Below are 26,678 nucleotides of genomic sequence, written 5' to 3' on the forward strand. Positions count from 1 at the left end.
AGTTTTAGTTGACCACAACAATCAGCAACTGGTGCATTCGCAGGCGTACTGGCATAGCAAATAATCGGCAGTGTGGTAAACCCGGATGGCGGCGCGTTGCGCCTTCTCCGGGCTACCTTTCAATGGTGTTATGTCGCCCCGGTAAGCGCAGCGCCACCGGGTGAGGCTTAGCGTTCCGCCAGCGCCTTAAACACCATCGCCACCGCGTGGGCGCCGGGGTCCATATTGCCGAGCAGGCTCTCGCTATTGAGATAGGAGGCGCGTCCGGCGCCGGCTTTGCTCGACTGGCAGGTGCGATCCGCGCCGGCCTGCGCCGCGGCGAAAGCGGCCTGCAGATTATCCGGTTCGGCCAGCAGCGCCGCCAGCGCCGGCTGTAGAGCGTCAATCATCGTCCGGTCGCCCTCATCGGCGCCGCCGTAAAATTTCATCTGCCCCAGACCGGCGTTCAGCGCTTCCGCCATGCTGGCGCCTTGCTCCAGCTTCTGCCCGGCGGCGGTGAAGAAAATCGACATCAATACGCCGCTGGAGCCGCCCATCACCACCGTCAGGCGTTCGCCAATTAGCGCGAACAGCGTGGGTAAATCATTGAGCGGCAGTTGCTGGCGTTGCAATAGAGCGGCAATCTCACGCGCGCCAGCGGCGAAAGTGGAGCCGGTATCGCCGTCGCCCACTTTGGCGTCAAGCGCGTTGAGATGGGTTTCGAGGCCGGAGAGGGTGCTGGTCACCTGCGCCACGTAATCGCCCACCTGCGGGTTGGCCGATGGCGTAAAGGCGACGCGTGCGCTGGCGAGCGCGGACGGCATGATATTAACAGCCCGCGGCTGCACCGGCTTCTGCCAACTGGCGGTTTCGACATCCGACAGCAGCGCCTTTTCAATGCTCTCTTCCAGCACGATAGTGGTCAGCGAGAAGCCTTTCATATCCAGCGCCGTTACCAGCGAAGCCGGGCCAATCAACCAGTCAACGCGCGCATGGAGTGGGGTGTTGGCCAGCTCGCGGGTCAGAATCGCCATCTCGGCCACCGACACGCCGCCGAGATTATTGAGCATCACCGCCAGGCGGCCGGTTTCAGGTAGGGCGGCGGTCAGCTTCTCTACCATAATCTGCATGATTTCCGCGCTGTTATGGGTCGCGATCGTCGAGGCTCCCGGTTCGCCGTGGATGCCCATCCCCAGCTCGGCGTGGCCGGGCTGATGGCGCGGCGCGCTTTCCGCTTCCTGCGGCAGGTGACAGCTGGCCAGCGCCACCCCGATGCTGGCGGTATGGTTGGCGGCGTATTGCGCTTCACGCAGGACGGTGGCGAGGTTGAAGCCGCGCTCGGCGAAATAGCCCGCCACCTTATGCACAAGAATAGTCCCGGCGATACCGCGCGGCTGTTTGTTATCCGGCAGCGAAATATCGTCGCCGACGATCAGCATCTCTACGTTATAGCCAAGACGGCGCGCTTTCTCCGCCGCGAGGCCGAAGTTAAGCCGATCGCCGGTGTAGTTTTTAACGATCAGCAGACAGCCCGCCTCGCCGGTCACCGCCTGAATCGCGGTGAGTACCGCATCGACGCTCGGCGAGGCGAACAGATCGCCGCAGACCGCGGCGGTCAGCATGCCTTTACCAATAAAGCCGACGTGCGCCGGTTCATGGCCGGAGCCGCCGCCGGAAATCACCGCCACGTTGTTTTTATTCAGATCGCGGCGTACCACTACACGGATCGCCGGGTCGCTCTCCAGGCGGGCGAGGTTGTTCCACGGGCTGGCAATAATGGTTCCCTCGATCACGTCGTTAACGAGGCTGGCGCGCTGGTTAAAAAAGAATTGAGACATAGTGGTTCCTGATCAGTAAGCGAAAACTCACCCTCCGGAGGCGGGCCCCCGGAGTGGTAACGGTCAAAGTGGATTTAGCGACGAATAAGACGTTGCAGACGCATATCGAGCGTGATGGCTTCGCCAGGCTGAATATCATTCAGCGCTTCGCCCTGCTGGCATAGCCAGGCGATCCCCGCCGCGCGGGCGATAATCGCGCCGTGGGCCTGTTCGCTGCCGTCGCGCAGGCACAGGCCGGTGACCTTGCTGGCATCCAGTTGGAGTAAAGTCGAGGGATAAATATTGTCGGCGATAATAATCGTCGGCTCACTGGCGAATGGCAGCGTCTCCTTAATACCCTGCAGATGGCGCAGCGTGCGCTGCAGAATATCGTCGACATCGATATAACGGGCCTGCAGATAGGCGTCATCCAGCTGACGATACTGCTGGCTGAGCTCCATCAGCACTTGATGCCACGCCCATTCCGCCGAGCACTGTTCGGTGAGCAGGCGATCGTTGGCGGCATCAAACAGATCTTCATCGTCGAGCAAGGTGTGATGACCGGCGAAGATCGCCGCGATATCGGCGTTAAATTTGTGTTCCGCCAGCTCGGTGAGCGCATTGAGATCGGCCAGCGTCTGGTCGATCGCCTGGCGCAGGCGCTGCTGCTCGCGGGCGATGTCGGCGGCGGCGGGGAGCGCCGGTTGGATCGGCGCCTGCGGATAAAGCATCGCGGCGCCTTCAACACGCGCAGGTATGGCGGGTTCCGCTGTCGGCTGCGCCTCCGGCGACTCGCCGAAGTTATCGGCGGCCAGCGCCTGAAACGCCGCCAGCGCCGCATCGGCGTCCGGACCGCGGGCCAGCAGGCGCAGCTTATCGTGGCGGCGCACCTGTAGCAGAGCGATTTGATTCAGACTGTCCGGGGTGACGCATTTGCCGTTTTTCTCCAGCACCAGGTCGGCGTTAAAACCCGCCAGCGCGGCGACCAGCTTTGATGCCGGACGCACGTGCAGGCCGTTGTGATTGTTAATAATGACTGAAACCGATTTAGCATCGCCGTCGTCAGCAAGCGTTGGGGCGGCGGCGTCAGGCGTGTGCGAAGGTAAACCCAGCTGAACCCGCTTGGCTTCCAGGGCGTTCATGGCATCGGCGATAACTTTGTCGATCCCGGCGCCGGAGGCGGCGCTGACGGTGGCCGCCAGCGTCCCTTCGACCAGCGGCGCGGCGCACAGCCGCACCTTTGCCGCCATCGCCGGATCGAGCAGATCGAGGGCGGTTTCGGCGCTGAGCAGGGCGCTGCCGATATCCATCATCACCAGAACATGGTCGGTATCGGCGACGGATTCGATCGCCTCCATGACTTTAATCGGATCGGTGCCGATCGGGCTGTCGGGATCGTCGATCCCGGCGGCGATCGCCAGCTTACAGCCATCGTTCATTAACATCTGCCGGGCCAGTTCTCCGACACCTTCGCCCAGCCGGGCGCTATGAGAAACAATAACCAGGTTTACCATCGCGATTTCCTTACTCTTTGGCGGCGGCAGCCAGCATCTGAACCATAAACAGCACCGAGGTCGCGCCGGGATCCTGATGCCCGATGCTGCGCTCGCCGAGATAGCTGGCGCGGCCTTTACGCGCCTGCATGGTGATGGTGGCGTGGGCGGCGCGCTCGGCCACTTCGCAGGCGGCATCCAGCGCGGCAGGGATAGACAGATGTTGCTCGCTGGAATGACGCAGGGATTCCACCACCGGCAGCCAGACGTCGCACATCGTCTTATCGCCCGGCTCCGCTTTACCACGGTTGACGACGCCGTCCGCGCCTTCGCGGATCATCTGATAAAGCTCGTCGAGGGTCAGGCTCTGATGCGCCTGGGTGACCTGGGCGGCGCGGATAAAGAAGGTGCCGAACAGCGGGCCGCTGGCGCCGCCGACGTTGGAAAGCAGCGTCATCCCGGTATTCTTGAGAATAAAACCGATGTCTTTATCGGCGATCGACGGCAGCTTTTCGACCACTTTGCTGAAGCCGCGATGCATATTGAGGCCGTGGTCGGCGTCGCCGATCTCTTTATCAAGGCCGGTGAGAAAATCGCTCTGTTTGGTGAAAATGTCGCCACAGCGGTACAGCCAGTCGACGATTTGCGTTCTGTTCAGTGACATGTCGTGCTCCTTATTTTCCCCAGTTCAGCGCTGGGGTATGGACCGGGGCGTCCCATAACGCCAGCGTGTCATCATCCGCTTTCAGCAGGGTGATGGAGAAACCCGCCATATCCAGCGAGGTGCAGTAGCTGCCGATGAGGTTGCGTTCAATCACAATGCCGGACGCTTCGCAGCGCTGGGCAAGGCGGTTGTAAACGCCGTACAGTTCGGAAAGCGGGGTGGCGCCGAGGTTATTGACCAGCGCGATAACCCGATCGCCGTTTTGCAGCGCGGTTTTGCTCTGTTTCACTTCCTGCCACGCTCCCTTGACGTTATCCCACTGGCGCAGCGTGCGGCTGTATGCGCCGTTTTCCAGCAGGGTATCGAACATCTCATCGACGGTTTGGTCGAGCGAGCTGAAGCGGCGGCGGTCGATACCCGGCTCGCCATGGATGCCGACGCCGAACTCCATCTCATCATCTTTCAGGGTAAAGGAGGGCTGTCCGGCGGCCGGTACGGTGCAGGCGCCCAGCGCGATGCCAATCGAGTGACCAAGGTTATTTAAACGGCGGCCCAGTTCAGCGCAGGCTTCCAGCGAGTCGCCGCGTTCGGCGGCGGCGCCGACCAGTTTTTCAATCAGCACGGTATTGGCGACGCCGCGGCGTCCGGCGGTATAGAGGCTGTCTTTTACCGCCACGTCGTCATCCACCACGACGGTGGTAACCTTAACGCCACTTTCGTGCAGCAGCTCGGTGGCGGTCTCAAAATTCAGGATGTCGCCGGTATAGTTTTTGATAATCAGCAGGACGCCTTCGCCGCCGTCAATCTGCATCGCGCATTCGAACATTTTGTCCGGCGTCGGCGAGGTGAAAATTTCCCCCGGACAGGCGCCGGAGAGCATGCCCTGGCCGATGTAGCCGCAGTGCATCGGTTCGTGTCCGCTGCCGCCGCCGGAGAGCAGCGCCACTTTGCCGGCGACCGGTGCATCAGCGCGGGTGACATAGACCGGGTCCTGGTGCAGCGTCAGTTCAGGATGCGCCTTCGCCAGGCCGATAAGCTGTTCACTCAGTACATCTTCCACACTGTTAATCAGTTTTTTCATTGTTTATGCTCCGTAGGGTAGGGGGAGGTCGCCTGTCTATAAGGGTAGCCCGGCGATGTAGTGATTCTGGCTGAGCGGGCGCAAAATAAAATGCCGTCAAAATTGGTTCCATAACGGAACGTAGAAAAGAATTTTTGTTCCTTTATGGAACATTAATTGCCGATAAACAGGAGAAATGCGAGCCAGCGCTAATAATTTGTCCGTTTTTTTCTGCTATCAGAAATGGGGCAAGGATGATTTTTTTCGCCATTGTGCCGCATTGAGGCGATTTTCTGCGTTAAAGAGGGGAGACGATAGCGGCTTTTTTGCCAAAATGATCCGATCGCGATCGCAATCCCATCGCTTTCTCAGTCACATTGTTTCAATGTGAAACGCATTATTTTTTTATCTGTTTCAGAACAGAACAAAAAAGGGAAAAATTTTTTTCGCCGCGGCTCGCCCTACAGTGGATGCATCGCTCCGGCAGCGTGGCTGTAAGCGCCATTGATATCAGGCGCCGCGGCATGACGGCCTGGGCTCACGTGTCAACATACGCACTTATTTGAGGGTGAAAGGAATGCTAAAAGTTATTCAATCTCCAGCCAAATATCTCCAGGGACCTGATGCCGCCATGCTGTTTGGCGAATACGCTAAAAACCTGGCCGACAGCTTTTTTGTTATCGCCGATGACTTCGTGATGAAGTTGGCGGGCGACAAAGTATTGAACGGCCTGCATAGCCACAATATTAGCTGCCATGCGGAACGGTTTAACGGCGAGTGCAGCCATGCGGAAATCAACCGCCTGATCGCCATTCTTAAGCAGCACGGCTGCCGCGGCGTGGTGGGTATCGGCGGCGGGAAAACCCTCGATACCGCGAAGGCGATCGGCTATTACCAGAAGCTGCCGGTGGTGGTGATCCCGACAATTGCCTCAACCGATGCGCCGACCAGCGCGCTGTCGGTTATCTACACCGAGGCGGGCGAGTTTGAAGAGTATCTGATCTACCCGAAAAACCCGGATATGGTGGTGATGGACACGGCGATTATCGCCAAAGCGCCGGTACGCTTGCTGGTGGCCGGGATGGGCGATGCGCTCTCCACCTGGTTTGAAGCCAAGGCCTGCTTCGATGCGCGAGCCACCAGCATGGCGGGCGGGCAGTCCACGGCGGCGGCCTTGAGCCTGGCGCGCCTGTGCTATGATACGCTGCTGGCGGAAGGCGAAAAAGCACGCCTGGCGGCTCAGGCTGGCGTGGTGACCGATGCGCTGGAGCGTATTGTCGAAGCCAACACCTATCTGAGCGGTATCGGTTTTGAGAGCAGCGGCCTGGCCGGCGCGCACGCGATTCACAACGGTTTCACCATCCTTGAAGAGTGCCACCATCTGTATCACGGTGAAAAAGTCGCTTTCGGCACCCTGGCGCAGCTGGTACTGCAAAATAGCCCGCTGGAAGAGATCGAAACCGTGATGGGCTTCTGTGAAAAAGTCTGCCTGCCGATCACCCTTGCCCAGATGGGCGTGAAAGAGGGTATCGAAAGCAAAATCCACGCGGTGGCGAAAGCCACCTGCGCGGAAGGCGAAACCATCCACAATATGCCGTTCCCGGTCACCGCGGATAGCGTCTACGCCGCCATCCTTACCGCGGACCTGCTTGGGCAGCAGTGGCTGGCGCGTTAAGTCTTTCACAAGGTTCTATGCCGCGGCGCATTGCGGCATCAACTCCTCCCTCCGGCAGCCGCTGCCGGAGGGTTTTGTCGTTTTAACTGTGTTAACTCCAGCGGAAAAGGGATATGACAGCTCAGACTCAGGGTGCGGAAAATGAAGTTTCAGCCGTTATCAGCCAGTCGTGGCATCGCTGCAGCAAATTTATGCAGCGTGAAACCTGGCAGGCGCCGCATCAGGCGCAGGGGCTGACCTTTGAATCGATCTGCCGTCGCAAATAAACCCAACGTGCGCGGGTTCGTGTCCTGAACCGCCGCCGGAGATCACCGCCACGTTATTTTTGTTAAGGTCGCGGCGAACCACGATGCGAATGGCCGGATCGCTCTCCAGACGCGCCAGGTTATTCCACGGGCTGGTGATAATTGTACCGTCGATCACGTCGCTAACGAGATGGGGGCGTTGATTAAAAAAGAATTGAGACATAACGGCTCCTCGAGGTTGAGTGTAAGACAACCCCCCGAATGCATGTTCATGGTGCGGAGGCGATAGAGAGATTCTGGCGAAGTCAGCATGGAAAAAAACAACACGAAAATGAGTTTCATTACGAAACGTGATTGCTGTTTTTTGTTCCGAAATGAAACTTAATTAGGCGAGAAATCATCACAATGCGAACTCGCTCGACTTTTTCCTCCTGCGATCAGAGCAGGCCACACGGCGCAGTCAGTCTTTTTTGCGGGGCTTTACCCAGGATGGCGCGTAATTGGGGAAATTTATTATCGTGTTTGTCGGTGATTTCGCGGTAACGGAACGGATCGAGATCGCAAATCTCATTATTTTTGTGGTTAAGCGTTCCAATATGAAACGCATGTCATTTTTATCTGTTCCATATCAGAACAAAATGACGAAAGATTTTTTTGTACACGCCTCGCCATACAGTTATTACATCGCTCCGGTACGTCCGCTTTCGCCGTCAACATCAGGCTAAACGGGTTAACGCCAGGGCTCACCATGTAAAAACATGTACTTATTTGAGGATGAAAGGAATGCTAAAAGTTATTCAATCTCCAGCCAAATATCTCCAGGGTCCTGACGCTTCTACCTTATTTGGTCAATACGCTAAAAATCTGGCGGACAGCTTTTTCGTGATTGCGGACGACTTCGTCATGAAGCTGGCGGGAGAAAAGGTACTCAATGGCCTGCACAGCCATGACATTAGCTGCCACGCGGAACGCTTCAACGGTGAATGCAGCCATGTTGAAATTAATCGCCTGATTGCCATTCTGAAAAAACACGGTTGCCGCGGCGTGGTTGGGATTGGCGGTGGGAAAACGTTAGATACCGCCAAAGCAATTGGTTATTACCAGAAGCTGCCGGTAGTGGTGATCCCGACCATCGCCTCAACCGATGCGCCAACCAGCGCGCTGTCCGTTATCTATACCGAAGCGGGTGAGTTTGAAGAGTATCTGATCTACCCGAAAAACCCGGATATGGTGGTGATGGATACCGCAATTATTGCCAAAGCGCCGGTACGTCTGCTGGTGGCCGGGATGGGCGATGCGCTCTCGACCTGGTTTGAAGCGAAAGCCTGTTATGACGCTCGGGCGACCAGCATGGCGGGCGGGCAGTCCACCGTGGCGGCGCTGAGCCTGGCGCGCCTGTGCTATGATACCCTGCTGGCGGAAGGCGAAAAGGCACGCTTAGCCGCCCAGGCTGGCGTGGTGACCGATGCGCTGGAACGTATTGTCGAAGCCAACACCTACCTCAGCGGTATCGGCTTTGAAAGCAGCGGCCTTGCGGGGGCACATGCCATCCATAACGGCTTTACGATTCTGGAAGAGTGCCACCATCTGTACCACGGTGAAAAAGTCGCCTTTGGTACGCTGGCGCAGCTGGTGCTGCAGAACAGCCCGATGGAAGAGATCGAAACCGTGCTGAATTTCTGTCAGAAAGTGGGCCTGCCGGTAACGTTAGCGGAAATGGGCGTAAAAGATGACATTGATGGCAAGATCATGGCCGTGGCTAAAGCCACCTGCGCAGAAGGTGAAACCATTCACAATATGCCGTTCCCGGTGACGCCTGAAAGCGTACATGCCGCTATTTTGACGGCAGACCTGCTGGGACAGCAGTGGCTGGTGCGTTAATCGGGCATAGGTAAATTTACCCAGCATCTTCTCCCCCTCTGACAGTCTCTGCCGGAGGGGTTGTCTATGGCAAAACAGCGGAAATGGATATGACGGCGCACACGCAAAGCATCGGGCAGGAAGTCTCTTCGGTTCTCGCCCAGTCATGGCATCGTTGCAGCAAGTTTATGCAGCGGGAAACCTGGCAGGCGCCGCATCAGGCGCAAGGGTTGACCTTTGAGTCGATTTGTCGTCGTAAGACGGCGCTGCTCACGATTGCGCAGGCCGCGCTGGAAGATGCCTGGGAGTTTATGGACGGTCGTCCGTGCGCGCTGCTGATTCTGGATGAATCGGCCTGTATTCTCAGCCGTTGCGGCGATCCGCAGACGATAGAACAGCTGGCGGAGCTTGGGTTTCGCGACGGCAGCTATTGCGCGGAAAGCATTATCGGCAGCTGTGCGCTGTCGCTGGCGACAATGCCGGGCCAGCCGACAAAAACCTCTGGCGCTCAGCACTTTAAACAGGCGCTGCATCCGTGGTCGTTTTGCTCGACGCCAGTGTTCGATAACCATGGGCGTCTGTTTGGCTCCATCTCATTATGCTGTCTGGTAGAACATGAGTCCGTGTCTGATTTATCCCTGACGCTGGCGATTGCCAGAGAAGTCGGCAATTCATTGCTGACCGACAGTCTGCTGGCAGAGTCCAACCGCCATCTGAACCAGATGTACGGGCTGCTGGAGAGCGTGGATGATGGCGTGATGGCCTGGAATGAGCAGGGAGTGTTGCAGTTCCTCAATGCGCGCGCGGCGCTGCTTTTGCATCTCGATGCGCAGGCCAGCCAGGGCAAAAACATTCACGACCTGCTCAATATGCCCATGCTGCTGCGTCGGGCAATTAAACATGCCCGCGGTCTGAATCACGTCGAAGTCACTTTTGAAAGCCAGCACCAGTTTGTTGATGCCGTCATCACCCTGAAGCCGATTGTTGAGGAGCAGGGCAACAGCTTTATCCTGCTGCTGCACCCGGTGGAGCAAATGCGTCAGCTGATGACCAGCCAGCTTGGTAAGGTGAGCCACACCTTTGAGCAGATGTCGACGGACGATCCAGAAACCCGACGCTTGATCCATTTTGGTCGCCAGGCGGCAAGGGGGAGTTTCCCGATCCTGCTGTGTGGGGAAGAGGGCGTAGGGAAAGAGCTGCTGAGCCAGGCCATTCACAATGAAAGCGAACGCGCCAGCGGACCGTATATTGCCGTGAACTGTCAGCTGTATGCCAACAGCGTGCTGGGGCAGGATTTTATGGGCAGTGCGCCTACCGATGATGAAAATGGTCGGTTGAGCCGCCTTGAGCTGGCGAACGGCGGCACGCTGTTTCTGGAGAAAATTGAATATCTGGCACCGGAGCTGCAATCCGCGCTGTTACAGGTGATTAAGCAGGGAGTATTAACCCGTCTTGATGCCCGTCGGCTGATTCCGGTGGATGTGAAAGTGATCGCCACCACTACGGTTGATCTCGCTAATCTGGTGGAGCAAAACCGCTTTAGCCGCCAACTGTATTACGCGCTGCACTCTTTTGAGATTGTTATCCCGCCGCTACGGGCGCGGCGTAACAGTATTCCCTCGCTGATTTATACGCGACTGAATAGCCTGAAAAAACGCTTCTCATCCAGCCTGAAGATCGACGACGACGCGCTGGCACAACTGGTGGCTTATTCGTGGCCGGGCAATGATTTCGAGCTGAACAGCATTATCGAAAACATCGCTATCAGTAGCGATAACGGGCATATCCGGCTGAGTAATTTACCTGATTATCTGTTTGCCGAGCGTCCCGGTCTGGAGACCGCGTCTTCCCTGCTGCCAGCCAGCCTGACGTTTACCGCTATCGAAAAAGAGGCGATTATCCATGCCGCCCGTGTCACCAGTGGGCGAGTACAGGAGATGTCGCAACTGCTGAATATTGGTCGCACCACCTTGTGGCGTAAGATGAAGCAGTACGACATCGACGCCAGCCAGTTTAAGCGCAAACATCTGGAGTAGTTTCTTCGATTCTGGCCATGGAGAACAGCGCATCCGACAGCCGGTTGATATAACGCTTGGGTTCATCGCGTAACGTCAGCTTTTTGTCCATCGCGATGAGGATCCGCTCCAGCCGCCGTGCCAGGGTGCGCGCCACGTGTAGTTGTGCCGATGCCAGATTTTTCCCCGGAATGACAAATTCTTTCAGGGGGCCGCTCTGCGCCATATTGCGGTCAATAAGTTGCTCCAGCGCCTGAATATCCTCGGCGTTAATCGTCTGCGTTAAGCGGGCGAGACCTTTCTCATCGCTGGCGAGTTCCGCCCCCAGCACAAACAGCATCTTCTGGATGGCATGCAGATCCTGGCGTAATTCTGCCTGGCGCGAGCTGGCATAGCAGACGCCAAGCTGGGAAATCAGTTCATCCACCGTACCATAGGCGTTAACGCGGATGTCGTCTTTGTCGATACGGCTGCCGCCAAATAGCGCGGTCGTGCCTTTATCACCGGTTCGGGTATAGATGCGATACATTTATTTTATCTCGCTGAAGGGAAGCACTTTGACCAGTTGGCCCGCATTGGCGCCGAGCGTGCGGATGCTGGCTATCCCAGCGGCGATATGCCCGCAGACCAGCGCCCGATCCTCGGGTAGCTGGGCGTGGGTTAGGGCAATATCACCACTGGCGCTGAGGCCGAGACCCACGCGTAGCGTTGAGCTTTTAGCCGCCAGCTTGCTGAGGGCCAGCGCGCAGTCATGCTCGTCGCAACAGATTGTCCGGCAAGGGACGCCTTGCTCTTCCAGCCCCCAGCATAGTTCATCAAGCACGCGCGTATCCTGCCAGCGTGAGTGATAAAACAGATGTACGCCCGGTGATGAAAGTGACATTGCGCCCCCTTATTGATCAGAATGCCTGACGGAAGATCCCGGCAATTTCTTTCTCGTTCCCTTTACGCGGGTTGGAGAAGGCATTGCCGTCTTTCAGCGCCATTTCCGCCATATACGGGAAATCGGCTTCTTTGACGCCCAGCTCGCGCAGATGCTGCGGAATACCGATATCGGCTGACAGGCGAGCGATGGCGCGAATCGCCAGCTCGGCAGCATCCATGGTGGACAGACCGTCAGTGTTCTCACCCATAAACTCCGCGATGTCGGCAAATTTCTCCGGATTAGCGATCAGGTTATAGCGCGCCACGTGCGGCAGCAGGACGGCATTTGCTACGCCGTGCGGCATGTCGTACAGACCGCCAAGCTGATGCGCCATCGCGTGAACGTAGCCAAGGTTGGCGTTGTTGAAGGCCATACCCGCCAGCAAAGAGGCATAGGCCATATTCTCGCGAGCTTTCAGGTTGCTGCCCAGTGCTACGGCCTGGCGTAAGTTGCGGGCGATCAGACGAATTGCCTGGATAGCGGCGGCGTCGGTAACCGGGTTGGCATCTTTTGAAATATAGGCCTCAACGGCGTGGGTCAGGGCGTCCATTCCTGTTGCCGCAGTCAGTGGCGCAGGTTTGCCGAGCATCAGCAGTGGGTCATTAATGGAAACCGACGGCAGGTTGCGCCAACTGACAATCACAAACTTCACTTTGGTTTTGGTATTGGTCAGCACGCAGTGACGGGTGACTTCGCTGGCGGTACCGGCGGTGGTATTCACCGCGACGATCGGCGGCAGCGGATTGGTCAGGGTTTCAATCCCGGCATAGCTATAGAGATCGCCTTCGTGCGTCGCCGCGATACCGATGCCTTTACCGCAGTCATGCGGGCTACCACCGCCGACGGTAACGATGATATCGCATTGCTCTTTACGAAAAACGTCCAGGCCGTCGCGCACGTTGGTGTCTTTAGGGTTTGGCTCGACGCCGTCAAACACCACCACGTCAATACCGGCTTCACGCAGATGTTCGAGGGTTTTATCAACCGCGCCGTCCTTAATGGCTCGCAGACCTTTATCAGTCACCAGCAGCGCTTTTTTACCGCCCAACAGTTTGCAGCGTTCGCCCACGACGGAAATAGCATTCGGGCCAAAAAAGTTCACATTTGGCACCAGGTAATCAAACATACGATAGCTCATAATTTACCTTCTTAGATTTAAATTATAATTCAGAGAAACAATTCAGTGCGGTTTGCGCTAATAACATGTCTTGTTCGACAGTACCGCCACTTACGCCGACAGCACCGATTAATTTATCGTTTAACATGACAGGTAAGCCGCCACCAAAAATAACGATCCGCTGTTGATTCGTTAGCTGTAAACCATATAGTGACGCACCCGGTTGTACCGCGTCGGTAATTTCATGGGTCCCCTGCCGCAGACAGCAGGCGGTATACGCTTTATTAAGAGAAATATCACAGCTGGTGACGAACGCGTCGTCCATGCGTTGCATCAGCAGCGTGTTGCCGCCGCGATCCACCACGGAAAAGACCACCGGCACGTTGATCTCAAGCGCTTTAGCCTCGACGGCCTGCGCCATTTTTTTCGCCGCCGCCAGCGTAATGGTGGCGATTGGTTGGCTCTTATTCACAGTCTCTCCTGAAAATGTTGTAGGGCTGAGGTCACGAAAATATCGCGATACAGCTATTTTTTATCATTGGGTTTGGCTTTATTTTCTCGCCGCGCGTTATTAAGTCAATAGGGTGAAAATTTAAAAAGTATTAATTTAATTTTGTGTATTAGTGTTTATTGATAATGATCATTTAACTTCGTCACAATTCGCTCCGAATATTCCTGAGAACCGTTTCAATATGGAACGATGAATTTTTATTACGTGCCAAATTGGAACGAAATTAATTTTATTTTTTTATTGCTGTGCTCATTTAGAGTTCGGCCATTGCTGATGAAAGGCGAATGCCGGGAGGTGTGTCCCCGGCAATACGGCCCGGCGTCCCTATTTTTTATCTTTTGAGTCCATAAACTATGAGAAGATCAAAACGATTCGAAGTGCTTGCGAAGCGCCCTGTAAATCAGGATGGGCTGATTGGCGAATGGCCTGAAGAGGGACTGATCGCCATGGAAAGCCCCTACGATCCGGCTTCGTCGGTGAAGGTAGAGAATGGTCGTATTGTTGAGCTGGACGGCAAGAGCCGCGCCGAGTTCGACATGATTGACCGTTTTATTGCCGACTACGCGATTAACGTGGCTGAAACTGAACGGGCAATGCGGCTCGACGCGCTGGAGATCGCCAGAATGCTGGTGGATATCCACGTCAGCCGGGAAGAGATTGTTGCTATTACCACCGCTATCACCCCGGCGAAAGCGGTGGAGGTGATGGCGCAAATGAACGTGGTGGAAATGATGATGGCGCTGCAAAAAATGCGCGCCAGACGCACGCCGTCCAACCAGTGCCATGTCACCAACCTGAAAGACAACCCGGTACAGATTGCCGCCGATGCGGCTGAAGCGGGGATCCGTGGTTTTTCAGAACAGGAAACGACGGTCGGGATCGCCCGCTATGCGCCGTTTAACGCCCTGGCGCTGCTGGTCGGTTCCCAGTGCGGTCGCCCCGGCGTGCTCACGCAATGTTCCGTTGAGGAGGCGACTGAGCTGGAGCTGGGGATGCGCGGGTTAACCAGCTACGCCGAAACCGTGTCGGTATACGGTACAGAGTCTGTGTTTACCGACGGCGATGATACGCCGTGGTCCAAAGCGTTTCTCGCCTCGGCCTATGCGTCTCGCGGACTGAAAATGCGTTACACCTCTGGCACCGGTTCGGAAGCGCTGATGGGCTATTCCGAGAGTAAATCGATGCTCTATCTGGAGTCGCGCTGCATCTTTATCACCAAAGGCGCGGGCGTACAGGGGCTGCAAAACGGTGCGGTCAGCTGTATTGGCATGACCGGCGCGGTGCCGTCGGGGATCCGCGCGGTGCTGGCGGAAAACCTGATTGCCTCAATGCTCGACCTTGAAGTGGCCTCCGCCAATGACCAGACCTTTTCCCACTCTGATATTCGCCGTACCGCCCGTACCCTGATGCAAATGCTTCCCGGCACCGACTTTATCTTCTCCGGCTATAGCGCCGTACCGAACTACGACAACATGTTTGCCGGGTCGAACTTCGACGCGGAAGACTTCGATGATTACAACATTCTGCAACGCGATCTGATGGTTGATGGTGGTCTGCGTCCTGTAACCGAAGAAGAAACCATCGCCATCCGCAACAAGGCGGCACGCGCCATTCAGGCGGTGTTCCGCGAACTGGGCCTGCCGCTGATTAGCGATGAGGAAGTTGAGGCCGCCACTTATGCTCACGGCAGCAAAGATATGCCCGCGCGCAATGTGGTGGAAGATCTGGCCGCCGTGGAAGAGATGATGAAGCGCAATATCACCGGGCTGGATATCGTCGGCGCGCTAAGCCGTAGCGGCTTCGAAGATATCGCCAGTAACATTCTCAATATGCTGAGACAGCGCGTCACCGGTGATTACCTGCAAACGTCGGCCATTCTGGATCGCCAGTTTGAGGTGGTAAGCGCCGTTAACGACATTAATGATTATCAGGGACCAGGCACCGGCTATCGCATCTCTGCCGAGCGCTGGGCGGAAATTAAAAATATCGCGGGCGTGGTTCAGCCAGGCTCAATTGAATAAGGTGGTACACCGTGGAATGCACAACTGAACGTAAGCCGGTTTTCACCTTGCAGGTAAGCGAAGGCGAAGCGGCTAAAGGGGACGAACGCGTAGATGAAGTGGTGATTGGCGTCGGTCCGGCCTTTGATAAGTATCAGCACAAAACCCTGATTGATATGCCGCATAAGGCGATTCTTAAAGAGCTGGTGGCAGGTATTGAAGAAGAGGGGCTGCATGCGCGGGTGGTGAGAATTCTGCGCACCTCGGACGTTTCTTTTATGGCGTGGGATGCGGCCAATCTCAGTGGTTCCGGCATTGGGATTGGTATCCAGTCGAAGGGAACCACGGTGATTCATCAGCGCGATCTGCTGCCGCTGAGTAACCTTGAACTGTTCTCTCAGGCTCCGCTGCTGACGCTGGAAACCTATCGCCAGATCGGTAAAAACGCCGCGCGCTATGCACGCAAAGAGTCGCCTTCGCCGGTGCCGGTGGTCAATGACCAGATGGTGCGCCCTAAATTTATGGCCAAGGCCGCGCTGTTTCACATCAAAGAAACCAAACATGTGGTGCAGGATGCTGCGCCTGTCACGCTGCATATTGTACTGGTGAGGGAATGACCATGAACGACAACATCATGACCGCGCAGGATTACCCATTAGCCACCCGCTGCCCGGAGAAAATCCAGACGCCTGGCGGGAAACCGTTAACCGACATTACCCTTGAGAATTTGCTGGCAGGCAAGGTCGGACCGCAGGATGTGCGTATTTCTCAGCAAACGCTGGAGTACCAGGCGCAGATTGCCGAACAGATGCAGCGTCACGCCGTGGCGCGCAATTTCCGTCGTGCGGCAGAGCTGATTACCATCCCAGATGCCCGCATTCTGGAGATCTACAACGCGCTGCGCCCGTTTCGTTCTTCATTTGCGGAACTACAGGCGATTGCCGATGAACTGGAATATACCTGGCATGCCACGGTGAACGCCGCCTTTGTCCGCGAGTCGGCAGAGGTGTATCAGCAGAGAAACAAGCTGCGCAAAGGTAGCCAGTGACGGAGGGAGGTATGCCGTTAATCGCCGGGATTGATATCGGCAACGCCACCACCGAAGTGGCGTTGGCACAGCATGGGCAGTTTATCGCCAGCGGGATTGTCGCCACCACGGGCATGAAAGGGACGCGGGACAACATTGCCGGGGTGGTCGCTTCTCTGCAGCAGGCACTGGATAAAACACCGTGGTCGCTTCAGGCCGTGGCGAAAATCTGCATCAATGAGGCCGCGCCGGTGATTGGCGATGTGGCGATGGAAACCATCACTGAAACCATCATTACTGAATCGACAATGATTGGCCATAACCCGCAAACGCCGGGTGGCGTCGGTGTGGGGATGGGAACCACCATCAGCGTGGATAAGCTGGCATCACTGAGCGAGGATTGCTTTGCACAGGGCTGGATCCCGCTGGTGGGCGAAGAGATCGATTTCCTCGAAGCGGTCTGGCTTATCAATACGGCGCTCGATCGTGGGATCAACGTGGTGGCGGCGATCCTGAAAAAAGATGATGGCGTACTGGTCAACAATCGCCTGCGTCGGGCAATGCCGGTGGTCGATGAAGTCACGCTACTGGAGAAGGTTCCGGAAGGTGTGCTGGCAGCGGTGGAAGTGGCGGCCGCCGGGCAGGTGGTTCGGGTATTGTCGAATCCTTACGGCATCGCGACCTTTTTTGCCCTGACGCCGGAGGAAACGCAAACCATCGTCCCTATCGCCAGAGCGCTGATTGGCAACCGTTCCGCCGTGGTGCTGAAAACGCCGCAGGGTGATGTGCAGTCGCGAACGATCCCGGCGGGTAAGATCTTTATTCGTGGCGAAAAGCGCGGTGGGGAAGCTGACGTAGCGCAAGGCGCGCAGGCCATTATGCAGGCGATGAGCGCCTGCGCGCCCGTGTGCGATATTCGCGGTGAAGCAGGTACGCACGCGGGCGGGATGCTTGAGCGGGTGCGTAAGGTGATGGCCTCGCTGACCGGTCATGACATGAACGCCGTGCATATTCAGGATCTTCTGGCGGTGGATACGTTTATTCCCCGCGCGGTGCAGGGGGGCATTGCCGGGGAATGTTCAATGGAGAACGCCGTTGGCATTGCGGCGATGGTGAAATCCGATCGCTTACAGATGCAGGCTATCGCCAGCGAGCTGAGTGCGCGGCTAAACACGCCCGTCGAAGTCGGTGGCGTGGAAGCCAACATGGCTGTGGCTGGCGCGTTAACGACGCCGGGATGCGCCGCTCCGCTGGCGATCCTCGATTTAGGCGCAGGATCCACCGATGCCGCCATTATCAATAACGATGGCGTAGTGAAGGCGGTACACCTTGCCGGGGCGGGGAATATGGTCAGCCTGTTGATTCAAACGGAGCTCGGCTTAAGCGATCCGTTTTTGGCAGAGGAAATTAAAAAATACCCGCTGGCCAAAGTGGAGAGTCTGTTCAGCATTCGCCATGAGAACGGCGTGGTGGAGTTTTTTCGCGAGCCGCTCAGCCCGTCGGTGTTTGCCAAAGTGGTGTATCTGAAAGACGGGGAGCTGATCCCGGTAGATAACCAAATCTCGCTGGAAAAAATTCGTCTGGTGCGCCGTCAGGCCAAAGAGAAAGTCTTTGTGACCAACTGTCTGCGCGCGTTACGTCAGGTTTCGCCCGGCGGCTCGATTCGCGATATCACTTTTGTGGTGCTGGTAGGTGGCTCATCGCTGGATTTTGAAATTCCGCAGATGATCACCGATGCGCTGGCGCATTACGGCGTTGTCGCCGGGCAGGGCAACATCCGTGGCACTGAAGGCCCGCGCAATGCGGTGGCGACCGGGCTGGTTTTAGCCGGAGAAGCAAAAAAATAGCGCAGAAAACAGCCGCGCAAGCGTTTAGCTGCGGGGTAAGTCAAAGAAAGGCGATGTTCTCTTTGATATCCCGGCGGAGTTGGGTACATAGTATCAAGGTGTCTCTCACGTGGTTAATTTTAAGGATAAGAGCATGCCAACAGCAATTGAAAAAGCCTTGGATTTTATTGGTGGTATGAACACTTCGGCGTCAGTACCCCATTCAATGGATGAAAGCACCGCTAAGGGAATTCTAAAGTATTTGCATGACTTAGGTGTGCCAGCGAGTCCGGAAGTTGTGATGGCACGGGGTGAGCAGGAGGGATGGAATCCTGAGTTCACGAAAAAAGTGGCCGGATGGGCAGAAAAAGTCGCCTCCGGTAACCGCATCCTTATCAAAAACCCAGAGTATTTTTCGACCTATATGCAGGAGCAGCTCAAAGAACTCGTGTGAGCTGACTATCGAATAAAACGCTAACGGACGTTTCCATCTAAGGATGGCGGCGTCCAGAAGGGTTGCCACATGCTGCTTATTGGGCAGACATATCTAAACGAAAGATTAGTAAAAAACCACCTGCATAGCAGGTGGCATTGATAACGCCCCATAGGAGCGTACTCAGTCCAGACTCTGAGAGCCTTCCCTTCACACCTCTTTTAGTGGAAGCTGGCTCTCTTCAACTTCATGCTTTTCCTGATACTTCACGTACTTTCTTATCATTTCTTCATTTATACCTACGGTATCTACGCAGTAACCCCGTGCCCAAAAGTGATTTCCCCACAGCTTGTTCTTCCGCAGGTAGGGAAATTTGCTGAACAACCTAAGGGCTGTTTTACCTTTCAAATGACCTATTACATGTGAAATAGAAAGACGTGGCGGGACTTTTACCAGCAAATGGACATGATCTATCTGAACATTCAGCTCTACCACTTCTATCCCGAGCTGCTCACTTGAGATCCTTATCTGCTTATAGACCTCTTTGCCAACATTGTTCCTGAGGATGCGAAATCGGTACTTGGGTGTCCATACGATATGATATTGACAACACCAGAGCACGTGAGATGCTTTCTGGAATCTACTCATGGTTAAATCCTTATCAGTTATGGGGATAACAGATTCGGATTTTCCCATGAGTAGCATTATTGGCAGAGCCAACTTATTGCTGACCACCTCCATAGGAGGTGGTGTTCATGCTGGGATAAAAAAGGACCTGCGATTTCTCGCAAGTCCTTGAAATTTGGTGGCCCCTGCTGGACTTGAACCAGCGACCAAGCGATTATGAGTTTGGTAAGATATACATCACTATTATTCCCTTTCCTTGAAATACAAGCATTTAAAGCATGTTCAAAATCACCATATTGACCTAAAATTACTCCATATTACCTATATGGAATATCCCCGGCATATCCCCAGGGATATGTGGGGCAAAATTGGAAACTCTAAAATTTACCAAAGCGGCAATAGCGGCCATCATTCCCGATCCTAACAAGCGTTTGGAGTTCGCTGATAGTGTTTTGCCGGGGTTACGTCTGCGAGTAACCAGCTCGGGGGCGAAATCGTTTTGTGTGGCTCGTTACCGGGAAAATAAATTTATTCGGGTCACGCTGGGTAAATTTCCCGATCTCACTGTTGACCAGGCCCGTGAAATGGCGGCTCGTACTTTGGGAGAAGTGGCGACAACGCGACAAAATCCCAATGAACGTCGGCGGGAAGAGAAAAATAAATCTATCACATTGGCCGATGCGCTGGCGGAGTACATCAAATCGCGCGAACAGCGCATCAAGCAAACGACGATAGACCAGTATCAGGGCATCCTTAACAATTTCTCTGGTGACTGGCTTAAAAATCCGCTGGCGGCCATTGATCGCGAACGGGTTGAGTCCAGGCATAAAGCGATCACTGATGGGGGTGTGTGGTTCGGTGATAAGCCGCGACGTTCTGGTGTGGCGACTGGCAGCAAAGCCCAGGCTGATTTGTGGGCGCGTGTCCTACGTGCTGTTTATCGTTATGCCCATGACCATTATCGAGATTCAGAAGGTAATAGGCTGCTGCCTGATCCGCCGACAATGGTGCTGAGCACTAAACGTAAATGGCATGGAACTACACGAAATGGGCATCGGGTCAGGTAACGCTTATTTTCAGAAAGGTAAACTCATGGCCGCTAATCTTACCGAGACTGCTATACGTGGATTGAAGACTAAAAGCACGGCGTACTACGTGTGGAGCAACAGTGCTCAACGTGGTACTGGCAGGCTTGGCGTCAAGGTTCAGCCTTCAGGCAGCAAAGTTTTTTATTTCCGTTATTACGTTGAGAAAGGGAAGAAAGAGAAGTTCATCCAGTTGGGCATCTGGCCTGAGATGAAACTGGTGACGGCCAATGAGCTGGCGAAAAAGTATGGTGCCTGGCTTGTTGAAGGAAAAGAGCCCCAGCAAGAGCTTGAGCAACAGCGCCTGGCCGAACAGCACATCATGCAGATCCATCGTTCTCAAGGATCGTTTGAAGAACTGGTGCATGGTTACGTTAATAAGATGAAGCTCGACAATAAGCGGACCTGGGCCGATGTACTGAAGCGTCTTGAAAAAGAGTGCTATTCAGTCATTCCTCGCGAGACCAAAGCGAAAGATGTCACGCCCTTACAGATCAAAACGATCTTGTCAGGCATTATCCAGCGTGATGCGGTGGTCCATGCAAACCGAATTCGTTCCTATCTGATGGCGGCATTCAACTATGGGCTTAAAGCCGATAACGATCCGATGAATACCAGCGTGGGTATCACGTTTGGTCTTGAAGTTAACCCGGTCTCGGCCATACCGAAACAGTCTTCGGCGGAAAAAGTGGGTGATACATGGTTAACGCTGGAAGAGTTGCGTGTTGTCATGGAACAGTTCGTCGAGGCCACCAACGTTGGGCCGCTGATGCAGCATCTGATTCGCTTCTGTGTTTATGCTGGTGGACAGCGTCCGTTTGAAATGATTGCCAGCCAGTGGAGTGCTATTGATTGGCAACAAAAGACGTTGCTGGTCATAGCCGATGTATCGAAAAACAAGCGTGAGCATCTGATCCCGCTGACTGAATCGGCACTACAGGAATTAGCCTCAGTTAAAGAGCTGACTAAGGAAAGTAACAGTCCCTTTATTTTTCCGTTATCAACGAACGGTGAGCGCCCTGTGCGCACGGATAGTCTGGCGCGTTCCATCATGTATTTTCGGGCCTTTAATCCTGAGTTTAAAGTTTTCACGGCGCGAGATTTACGTCGTACCTGTAAAACGCTGATGGGGGAGGCGGGGATCAGCAAAGAGATCCGCGACCGTATTCAGAATCACGCTTTGAACGATGTCAGCTCGAAACACTATGACCGTTATGATTACTTGACTGAAAAACGCAGGGCGCTTGAGATTTGGGAGGATCGGGTCAACAACTATCAACGGCAGCAGGAAAACAACGTTGTGAACTTGTTTGGACGGAGGTAAGGACTTGTCAAGATATGAGCTTAATTCAGCAGAAGAGCGATATCAGCCAGGCTCAAACGACCTAGTGCTTGCCAATAAGCTGGGGATCATTGATGAGCAGGAAATGGAGGCGCTGGAGTCTGGCTTGCTGCTGATGCTGTATGAGCAGCTATTTATCGAGGGCCAGCCGCCTGAGGTGCTAGCTTTTGATCACATCAGCACGTGGCATCGCCAATGGTTGGGGAATGTATATGACTGGGCAGGGAGGCTGCGTAACACTAACCTGACTAAGGACGGCTTTCAGTTTGCCGCTGCCGACAGGATTCCGCTGCTGCTTGATGGTTTCGAGAAGCAGTTTCTTTCCCGGTCTGGTGAACTGAAATCCTTGGCTCGTCCGGAGCTGGTTCGTTATCTGGCTGAATGCCATGTGGAATTTATTTTGATCCACCCATTCAGAGAAGGTAACGGGCGTCTGTCGAGATTGCTTTGCGATGTGTTGTCGGTTCTGGCGGGAAAGGGCTTACTGGACTACAGCCTGTGGGATGAGCATAAGGCGTTTTACTTCAAGGCAATACAGGCAGGCGTATCAGGGAACTACAGCCCTATGATGCAGCTGGTGAGCGATATCTTGCCAGACTAGCGGGCGAGGCCAACGGCTTTCGCCAGTGCCTGATTGCGTTTAAGCTGCTGCTCAATTTTGTGCACAGGAGCACCGGTTTCTATCGCGGTCGAGCTGGCAACGGCGCGGTAGATTTGTTCTTTAGTAACGAAGGATGACATTGGTTGTTTGTGCATGGGCTGTTCCTTAATGGATCCAATTTGATTATAGTAGTACTGACTGAATTGGGCAATAGGTCTCACTGTGTAATGTATTAAAACACTATCAAAACCATAGAGGCAGTGAATTTTTTATTCTGAGGGTAAATGATCATTGTGGAAACTGGAAATAAGTTTGTTACTGTAGAAAGTATTGTAGTTCAGTGTGGCACTGAATTGGATAAAGTCATAGATCTTTGGTGTGATGATAAGCTCCCTCTTTATGTACATTTTGAAGGATGTTTATGTCAGTTATCATGTACTATTCATAATGTGGATGATTCCGCATTAAAGACGAATGACGACTATATTTATACAGGTATTAGTACACCTAATAGCTTAATGGATAACATTGAGCAATACGGAGGGTTTATTGAAGATAGGAAAAATGAAATAATTAATGAACTTGATTCTTATCAAAAAAACAAATCTAATTTGACTAATGTTAGACAGTTTCGAAGGAAAAAGGGTGCCGAGATTTGCTATATTCCCATCGGTGATGATCAGCTTTATTACGATGGTTACGCGTACGGGTATTGGCAGGTTAAACCAGGTGCAACCACAAAGTTTGTAAAAAGTGATTATAAAGTATTCAATGCAAATCCTTTTTTCTCAGATGACGATAACTCATCTTTTTTGAAAGTCATTGGACATGATGAAAACGATTTTTTGACATTTAAAGAAGTGATTGAAGTTAGCATTAATAACCTATACATGAATGTTGATGATATCGAAAAATTAGCATGTATATTGACTGTTTCACCTAGCCTTGAAAAGGTAGAAAGTGGAAGCCGTTATTCAAAAATAGAACATTTGGCTTTGTACATATTGCTGAATGAATATTGTTTGGATAATGAAGGGAATGTTAACTTTACAACGATGGCTGATATCTTAACCAGTCTCAATAAAAATAAGTATGGTGGGAAATATAAATTTAATTCTGAGACCGTTCGTCGATGGCTAAAAAATGTTTCTATATGACCGGGGATTTTAAGTGGATATGATCGTTATGATTTGGAGGGGCTTTGTTGAATAAATCATTTTTGAGAGCGGCAAAGTCCTTGTTCCTATATCTCAGGCAATCCCCACATTGACCGGCATAGGCAGTATCGTCATTTTATTCACCCCCTTCACCCGCGCCATTGCAGTTTCCGCCAACGAACGCAGGTGTTAGCCTACTTTCTATTTTCATTCCTTATTGTTCCCCGTTAATCGCTGGTACGCCACCACTTGATTCCTCTCCAGAGACCAGTACACCGCCCCGCTAAGCAACGGTATCATCGGCCTGATTTTCTTCCTCTTTAGACAGTCGTGACAGTAGTTCACATCGTAAGCACCGTCTGCCGCTGCTGACTTTATCTTTCGCTTTGTCTGGCTCATCAGGCGTGGTAATGCTCGGTATGTGTCAAGCAAGTTGCGGTCACTTATCTCTAATACTCGGCCCCTTATTAAGGCCTTAATAGCGAGGCCGTTCCTTTCACATCCTCGTAAACTGAGACATGCTGCTTTCACTGAAACGAAGGAGGCAACATGAAATCAACATTCAACTATCCAACACCACAAGAACGTTTACAGGTCCTGCGTAACTATGGCGAACCCCATGATCGCCTCGTACGTGAAAAAGAACGTCAGTGCATCACATCGATATCTCGTTCAACGGCTTGGAAACTGGAGCAAGTCGGTCAGTTTCCGTTGCGTAAGTCTATTGGGTTGAAGTCCTGTGGCTGGTTGTTAAGCGATCTGCTTTGCTGGATTAACGAACGTTAGGATCCAGAGGTTTTGTGCATTTATTTTTTTGTTTTTTTCTGAATGCTCCGTGTTCATCCTGCTATTTCTGCAATTAATAGCGGAATGGCAACTTGAGCGAAACGTTTTTAACGTGAATTTTATTAGAGGTATTGCATGTTTAACGCTCGTCCTTTTCCAATTGATTCGTTTCCTCAGATTATCAGAAATGCGGTTTATGAAGTGGAACAGCACACGCAGGCTCCTCAGGCTTTGATTGCCGCATCGGTACTGGGGGTTATTTCGCTTGCATGCCAGAACCGTATTGATGTGTGCCGACTGAATAATCTGCGCAGTCCGGTATCGCTTTTCTTACTGACGCTGGCGGAATCTGGTGAACGCAAAAGTACTGTGGACAAACTACTGATGAAGCCATTATATCAACTGGAAGAAGAATGGTTTGAAAAATATACTCATGACTTGGTTGTCTGGAGGAATGAAGAAACGGTTTTTAACATTGAAAAGAAAGCCTTGATGTCAAAACTGAAGTCAGATATTCGCAAAAATAAAGATCACTCGGCAACGAATGAACGTCTGAAAGAGTTTCTGGAGTTGCAACGTAAAGCACCTGTGAGATTCAAGCAGATATTTAACGACGCCACACCTGCGGCTATTAAGGATTACCTCTGTGGTTACTGGCGCTCTATCGGTATTATGTCTGATGAAGCTGGTACTATTTTTAATGGTTATACGCTGAACGAACTCCCCTTTATCAACAAAATGTGGGATGGTGCAACATTTTCCGTGGAAAGGAAAAGCGAACCGGAAAAATTAATCAAAAATGCCAGACTAACATTAGGATTGATGGTTCAGCCTGAGGTGTTTAAAGGTTATCTGCAACGTAAAGGTGATGCAGCTAAAGGTATCGGATTCTTCGCCCGGTGCTTGATATGTCAGCCTGATTCAAAACAAGGTTCCAGAATTATCTCCAGTCCCGTTATTTCAAGCGAACATTTGCCGGTATTCCATCAACGACTGATGGAGATAGTTAACGAAAATATTTCAAGATATAATCAAAATAATCGTCTTTGTCTGCGTTTCTCTGTAGAAGCGGAAAGTCGCTGGATAGAATTTTATAACAAGGTGGAGTCAGATATGGGCTTACTTGGCACCTTAACAGACTTTAAAGACTATGCATCTAAGGTCGCAGAAAATACGGCAAGAGTAGCCGCTCTTCTGCATTTTTTTAATGGCAATGATGGCGATATACCTCTTTCTGCAGTCGAAGATGCTGTGAAGATAACTACCTGGTATGTGAATGAGTACATCCACATATTTTCTAAACCTCAAGAATTCACGCTGGCAATCTCGGAGGCTGATGAGCTTTATTGGTGGATAAAAAACCATTGTAATCGCCTTGTTGTACCTTATATTACTAAAAATACCATACTCCAATATGGCCCTAACAAATTCAGGAATCGTAGTAAAGCAAATGAATTACTCAGTACATTATTCTCTCAAAATAAAATCCTTGTGGGAAAAAAGGGGAAAACCACATTAATAGCTATCGCTGGTTTGAACGCCTCAACTTCATTCTGATTAATTGTATTTAATTCAAGAGTAAAAATGAATAATGAGCCCAGTTCAGTTAATGGTTTGTTGTCATGATAGGTAATGTATATTAAATCCATCACTTACTTCAATATCATCAAACAGGATACTATATGACATACGATAGTGAATTCGGATCACATTTATCCCTATATCGGGATAGAATCAAACAGGTTATTGATGACTCCCTAAACGAACATCTTAACTCAATGATTCTACGTGTTGATCTGCATGACCCAATTGATACAGAAAATATGGATAACCCATTCTTTCAACCCAGGGTTGACTCTGGTGCTATATCTCGCTTTACCAGTGCGTTAAAAGCAAAGCTTAAACACGATAAGCATATTAAAACTCAACGGAAAGACTGGCCTGATAGTCGACATTCCACTTTACGTTACGCATGGGTCAGAGAATATACCAAAAATGGAAAGCGGCATTACCATTTGATACTGTGCTTCAATCAGGATGCTTATTATCATTTAGGTGATTACGACTTAAACCGTAACACGTTACGTACAATGATAACGACAGCTTGGTACAGTGCACTTGGCATCCCTATAGATAGCTCGGGGAAGTTAGTTAATTACCCGCCAAATGGCAAATACCTTCTCAATCGTAAAAGGGACAACTTTGAGCAGACTTATAGCGATTTGATGAACAGGGTGGATTACATGACCAAAGTAAGAACTAAAATAGTCGGTGATGGGGACCGTAATTTCGGCTGCAGTCGCGGGTAATTTATTTTTTACAACGATGGCCTTTCTTATGGATGGAAAGGCCAAACCCATCAGTTAAAGATGGTTGTTTTACTATAATCGAGACTGTAATTTAAATTGTGTATCTGACCTGCCCCCACGATTA

Annotated in this window: 24 protein-coding genes and 3 pseudogenes; 16 read left to right on the forward strand and 11 right to left on the reverse strand. The window is 52.7% G+C overall.

Going from position 1 to position 26,678, the window contains the following annotated elements; translation table 11 throughout:
* Positions 1–167 precede the first annotated feature (167 nt).
* The 4 genes from CKK19_RS17920 to dhaK all read right to left on the reverse strand — a co-directional run bounded on the left by CKK19_RS17920 (position 168) and on the right by dhaK (position 5,034).
* On the reverse strand, positions 168–1,817 hold the full coding sequence (locus CKK19_RS17920) for a glycerone kinase (RefSeq protein WP_007372177.1): 1,650 nt from the start codon (positions 1,815–1,817) through the stop codon (positions 168–170).
* 74 nt (positions 1,818–1,891) lie between these two features.
* Entirely contained in the window at positions 1,892–3,310 is a 1,419-nt protein-coding gene (dhaM, locus tag CKK19_RS17925; protein WP_057060420.1) for a dihydroxyacetone kinase phosphoryl donor subunit DhaM, read from the reverse strand.
* 10 nt (positions 3,311–3,320) lie between these two features.
* Entirely contained in the window at positions 3,321–3,953 is a 633-nt protein-coding gene (gene dhaL / locus CKK19_RS17930) for a dihydroxyacetone kinase subunit DhaL (protein WP_007372179.1), read from the reverse strand.
* A 10-nt stretch (positions 3,954–3,963) separates the two neighbouring features.
* Positions 3,964–5,034, reverse strand: a complete 1,071-nt coding sequence (dhaK, locus tag CKK19_RS17935; protein ID WP_059686958.1) for a dihydroxyacetone kinase subunit DhaK — start codon at positions 5,032–5,034, stop codon at positions 3,964–3,966.
* A 556-nt stretch (positions 5,035–5,590) separates the two neighbouring features.
* Here dhaK and CKK19_RS17940 point away from each other — a divergent pair.
* Together CKK19_RS17940 and CKK19_RS25445 are read left to right on the forward strand one after the other, a co-directional pair.
* On the forward strand, positions 5,591–6,688 hold the full coding sequence (locus tag CKK19_RS17940) for a glycerol dehydrogenase (RefSeq protein WP_057060395.1): 1,098 nt from the start codon (positions 5,591–5,593) through the stop codon (positions 6,686–6,688).
* Between the two features lie 113 nt (positions 6,689–6,801).
* Positions 6,802–6,951 (forward strand): annotated as a pseudogene (locus CKK19_RS25445) (hypothetical protein); the annotation flags it as partial.
* Here the strand turns inward: CKK19_RS25445 and CKK19_RS17945 are convergent.
* Positions 6,941–7,156: pseudogene (locus CKK19_RS17945) on the reverse strand (dihydroxyacetone kinase subunit DhaK); the annotation flags it as partial. The pseudogenes CKK19_RS25445 and CKK19_RS17945 overlap by 11 nt on opposite strands.
* A 560-nt stretch (positions 7,157–7,716) precedes the next feature.
* On the opposite strand from CKK19_RS17945, the gene CKK19_RS17950 reads away from it, so the two are divergent.
* Together CKK19_RS17950 and dhaR are read left to right on the forward strand one after the other, a co-directional pair.
* Positions 7,717–8,814, forward strand: coding sequence for a glycerol dehydrogenase (locus CKK19_RS17950; protein WP_057060394.1), 1,098 nt, complete (start codon positions 7,717–7,719; stop codon positions 8,812–8,814).
* Between the two features lie 89 nt (positions 8,815–8,903).
* Positions 8,904–10,829 carry a dihydroxyacetone kinase operon transcriptional regulator DhaR gene (gene dhaR / locus CKK19_RS17955; RefSeq protein ID WP_057060396.1) on the forward strand — a complete coding sequence of 642 codons (1,926 nt, stop codon included), beginning with the start codon at positions 8,904–8,906 and terminating at the stop codon, positions 10,827–10,829.
* Here the strand turns inward: dhaR and CKK19_RS17960 are convergent.
* Genes CKK19_RS17960 through CKK19_RS17975 form a run of 4 tightly spaced genes read right to left on the reverse strand, consistent with a single transcriptional unit; the run spans position 10,807 to position 13,322 of the window.
* Positions 10,807–11,337 (reverse strand): cob(I)yrinic acid a,c-diamide adenosyltransferase, encoded by a 531-nt coding sequence (locus CKK19_RS17960; protein ID WP_057060393.1) that lies wholly within the window; start codon positions 11,335–11,337, stop codon positions 10,807–10,809. The genes dhaR and CKK19_RS17960 overlap by 23 nt on opposite strands.
* Complete coding sequence (locus tag CKK19_RS17965; protein WP_007372188.1) at positions 11,338–11,691, reverse strand: glycerol dehydratase reactivase beta/small subunit family protein; 354 nt, start codon at positions 11,689–11,691, stop codon at positions 11,338–11,340.
* A 16-nt stretch (positions 11,692–11,707) separates the two neighbouring features.
* Positions 11,708–12,871 carry a 1,3-propanediol dehydrogenase gene (gene dhaT, locus CKK19_RS17970; RefSeq protein ID WP_007372189.1) on the reverse strand — a complete coding sequence of 388 codons (1,164 nt, stop codon included), beginning with the start codon at positions 12,869–12,871 and terminating at the stop codon, positions 11,708–11,710.
* 22 nt (positions 12,872–12,893) lie between these two features.
* The gene (locus CKK19_RS17975) at positions 12,894–13,322 is read right to left on the reverse strand and encodes a GlcG/HbpS family heme-binding protein (protein WP_007372190.1); all 429 of its coding nucleotides are present in this window, start codon (positions 13,320–13,322) and stop codon (positions 12,894–12,896) included.
* A gap of 392 nt (positions 13,323–13,714) precedes the next feature.
* Here CKK19_RS17975 and CKK19_RS17980 point away from each other — a divergent pair, with 392 nt between their 5' ends.
* The 5 genes from CKK19_RS17980 (at position 13,715) to CKK19_RS18000 (ending at position 18,668) form a co-directional block, all read left to right on the forward strand.
* Complete coding sequence (locus CKK19_RS17980) at positions 13,715–15,382, forward strand: propanediol/glycerol family dehydratase large subunit (RefSeq protein ID WP_016243883.1); 1,668 nt, start codon at positions 13,715–13,717, stop codon at positions 15,380–15,382.
* A gap of 11 nt (positions 15,383–15,393) precedes the next feature.
* Positions 15,394–15,978: a propanediol/glycerol family dehydratase medium subunit gene (locus CKK19_RS17985; RefSeq protein WP_057060391.1), complete on the forward strand. Its 585-nt coding sequence runs from the start codon at positions 15,394–15,396 to the stop codon at positions 15,976–15,978.
* Positions 15,979–15,980: 2 nt separating this feature from the next.
* Entirely contained in the window at positions 15,981–16,409 is a 429-nt protein-coding gene (locus tag CKK19_RS17990) for a diol dehydratase small subunit (protein WP_057060390.1), read from the forward strand.
* An 11-nt stretch (positions 16,410–16,420) separates the two neighbouring features.
* On the forward strand, positions 16,421–18,235 hold the full coding sequence (locus tag CKK19_RS17995) for a diol dehydratase reactivase subunit alpha (protein WP_057060389.1): 1,815 nt from the start codon (positions 16,421–16,423) through the stop codon (positions 18,233–18,235).
* A 109-nt stretch (positions 18,236–18,344) separates the two neighbouring features.
* Positions 18,345–18,668: a DUF1889 family protein gene (locus tag CKK19_RS18000; RefSeq protein ID WP_001573898.1), complete on the forward strand. Its 324-nt coding sequence runs from the start codon at positions 18,345–18,347 to the stop codon at positions 18,666–18,668.
* Positions 18,669–18,857: 189 nt separating this feature from the next.
* Here CKK19_RS18000 and tnpA read toward each other — a convergent pair whose 3' ends face one another.
* Positions 18,858–19,295, reverse strand: a complete 438-nt coding sequence (gene tnpA / locus CKK19_RS18005; protein ID WP_032751944.1) for an IS200/IS605 family transposase — start codon at positions 19,293–19,295, stop codon at positions 18,858–18,860.
* 347 nt (positions 19,296–19,642) lie between these two features.
* Here tnpA and CKK19_RS18010 point away from each other — a divergent pair.
* The 3 genes and pseudogenes from CKK19_RS18010 to CKK19_RS18020 form a co-directional block, all read left to right on the forward strand.
* Positions 19,643–20,338 (forward strand): annotated as a pseudogene (locus CKK19_RS18010) (Arm DNA-binding domain-containing protein); the annotation flags it as partial.
* Positions 20,339–20,366: 28 nt separating this feature from the next.
* Complete coding sequence (locus tag CKK19_RS18015) at positions 20,367–21,683, forward strand: tyrosine-type recombinase/integrase (protein ID WP_042998205.1); 1,317 nt, start codon at positions 20,367–20,369, stop codon at positions 21,681–21,683.
* 4 nt (positions 21,684–21,687) lie between these two features.
* A complete protein-coding gene (locus CKK19_RS18020) occupies positions 21,688–22,302 on the forward strand; it encodes a Fic/DOC family protein (protein ID WP_032666205.1) in 615 nt (204 codons plus the stop codon).
* On the opposite strand, the gene CKK19_RS18025 is transcribed toward CKK19_RS18020, so the two are convergent.
* Entirely contained in the window at positions 22,299–22,457 is a 159-nt protein-coding gene (locus tag CKK19_RS18025) for a hypothetical protein (RefSeq protein ID WP_100247359.1), read from the reverse strand. The genes CKK19_RS18020 and CKK19_RS18025 overlap by 4 nt on opposite strands.
* Before the next feature lie 129 nt (positions 22,458–22,586).
* Here CKK19_RS18025 and CKK19_RS18030 point away from each other — a divergent pair, with 129 nt between their 5' ends.
* The 4 genes from CKK19_RS18030 (at position 22,587) to CKK19_RS18050 (ending at position 26,554) form a co-directional block, all read left to right on the forward strand.
* Complete coding sequence (locus CKK19_RS18030) at positions 22,587–23,459, forward strand: hypothetical protein (RefSeq protein WP_225455196.1); 873 nt, start codon at positions 22,587–22,589, stop codon at positions 23,457–23,459.
* Between the two features lie 549 nt (positions 23,460–24,008).
* The gene (locus CKK19_RS18040) at positions 24,009–24,245 is read left to right on the forward strand and encodes a helix-turn-helix transcriptional regulator (RefSeq protein ID WP_015063060.1); all 237 of its coding nucleotides are present in this window, start codon (positions 24,009–24,011) and stop codon (positions 24,243–24,245) included.
* A 135-nt stretch (positions 24,246–24,380) separates the two neighbouring features.
* Positions 24,381–25,802: a YfjI family protein gene (locus CKK19_RS18045; protein ID WP_057060428.1), complete on the forward strand. Its 1,422-nt coding sequence runs from the start codon at positions 24,381–24,383 to the stop codon at positions 25,800–25,802.
* 125 nt (positions 25,803–25,927) lie between these two features.
* Positions 25,928–26,554 carry an inovirus Gp2 family protein gene (locus CKK19_RS18050; RefSeq protein ID WP_063854367.1) on the forward strand — a complete coding sequence of 209 codons (627 nt, stop codon included), beginning with the start codon at positions 25,928–25,930 and terminating at the stop codon, positions 26,552–26,554.
* Positions 26,555–26,678: the final 124 nt, after the last annotated feature.

Origin of the sequence: Enterobacter sp. CCUG 70166 (assembly GCF_020224095.1) — a bacterium.
GTDB lineage: Bacteria > Pseudomonadota > Gammaproteobacteria > Enterobacterales > Enterobacteriaceae > Enterobacter > Enterobacter intestinihominis.

Bases quoted from the DNA above. Each gene is read 5' to 3' on its own strand.
- CKK19_RS18025 (WP_100247359.1), bottom strand. From the start codon at position 22,457: ATGCACAAACAACCAATGTCATCCTTCGTTACTAAAGAACAAATCTAC.
- CKK19_RS17960 (WP_057060393.1), bottom strand. From the start codon at position 11,337: ATGTATCGCATCTATACCCGAACCGGTGATAAAGGCACGACCGCGCTA.
- CKK19_RS18015 (WP_042998205.1), top strand. From the start codon at position 20,367: ATGGCCGCTAATCTTACCGAGACTGCTATACGTGGATTGAAGACTAAA.
- CKK19_RS18030 (WP_225455196.1), top strand. From the start codon at position 22,587: ATGATCATTGTGGAAACTGGAAATAAGTTTGTTACTGTAGAAAGTATT.
- CKK19_RS17980 (WP_016243883.1), top strand. From the start codon at position 13,715: ATGAGAAGATCAAAACGATTCGAAGTGCTTGCGAAGCGCCCTGTAAAT.
- CKK19_RS17965 (WP_007372188.1), bottom strand. From the start codon at position 11,691: ATGTCACTTTCATCACCGGGCGTACATCTGTTTTATCACTCACGCTGG.
- dhaM (WP_057060420.1), bottom strand. From the start codon at position 3,310: ATGGTAAACCTGGTTATTGTTTCTCATAGCGCCCGGCTGGGCGAAGGT.
- CKK19_RS17920 (WP_007372177.1), bottom strand. From the start codon at position 1,817: ATGTCTCAATTCTTTTTTAACCAGCGCGCCAGCCTCGTTAACGACGTG.
- tnpA (WP_032751944.1), bottom strand. From the start codon at position 19,295: ATGAGTAGATTCCAGAAAGCATCTCACGTGCTCTGGTGTTGTCAATAT.
- CKK19_RS17940 (WP_057060395.1), top strand. From the start codon at position 5,591: ATGCTAAAAGTTATTCAATCTCCAGCCAAATATCTCCAGGGACCTGAT.
- dhaL (WP_007372179.1), bottom strand. From the start codon at position 3,953: ATGTCACTGAACAGAACGCAAATCGTCGACTGGCTGTACCGCTGTGGC.
- CKK19_RS17990 (WP_057060390.1), top strand. From the start codon at position 15,981: ATGAACGACAACATCATGACCGCGCAGGATTACCCATTAGCCACCCGC.
- CKK19_RS18045 (WP_057060428.1), top strand. From the start codon at position 24,381: ATGTTTAACGCTCGTCCTTTTCCAATTGATTCGTTTCCTCAGATTATC.
- CKK19_RS18040 (WP_015063060.1), top strand. From the start codon at position 24,009: ATGAAATCAACATTCAACTATCCAACACCACAAGAACGTTTACAGGTC.
- CKK19_RS18050 (WP_063854367.1), top strand. From the start codon at position 25,928: ATGACATACGATAGTGAATTCGGATCACATTTATCCCTATATCGGGAT.
- CKK19_RS17995 (WP_057060389.1), top strand. From the start codon at position 16,421: ATGCCGTTAATCGCCGGGATTGATATCGGCAACGCCACCACCGAAGTG.
- dhaK (WP_059686958.1), bottom strand. From the start codon at position 5,034: ATGAAAAAACTGATTAACAGTGTGGAAGATGTACTGAGTGAACAGCTT.
- CKK19_RS17950 (WP_057060394.1), top strand. From the start codon at position 7,717: ATGCTAAAAGTTATTCAATCTCCAGCCAAATATCTCCAGGGTCCTGAC.
- dhaT (WP_007372189.1), bottom strand. From the start codon at position 12,871: ATGAGCTATCGTATGTTTGATTACCTGGTGCCAAATGTGAACTTTTTT.
- dhaR (WP_057060396.1), top strand. From the start codon at position 8,904: ATGACGGCGCACACGCAAAGCATCGGGCAGGAAGTCTCTTCGGTTCTC.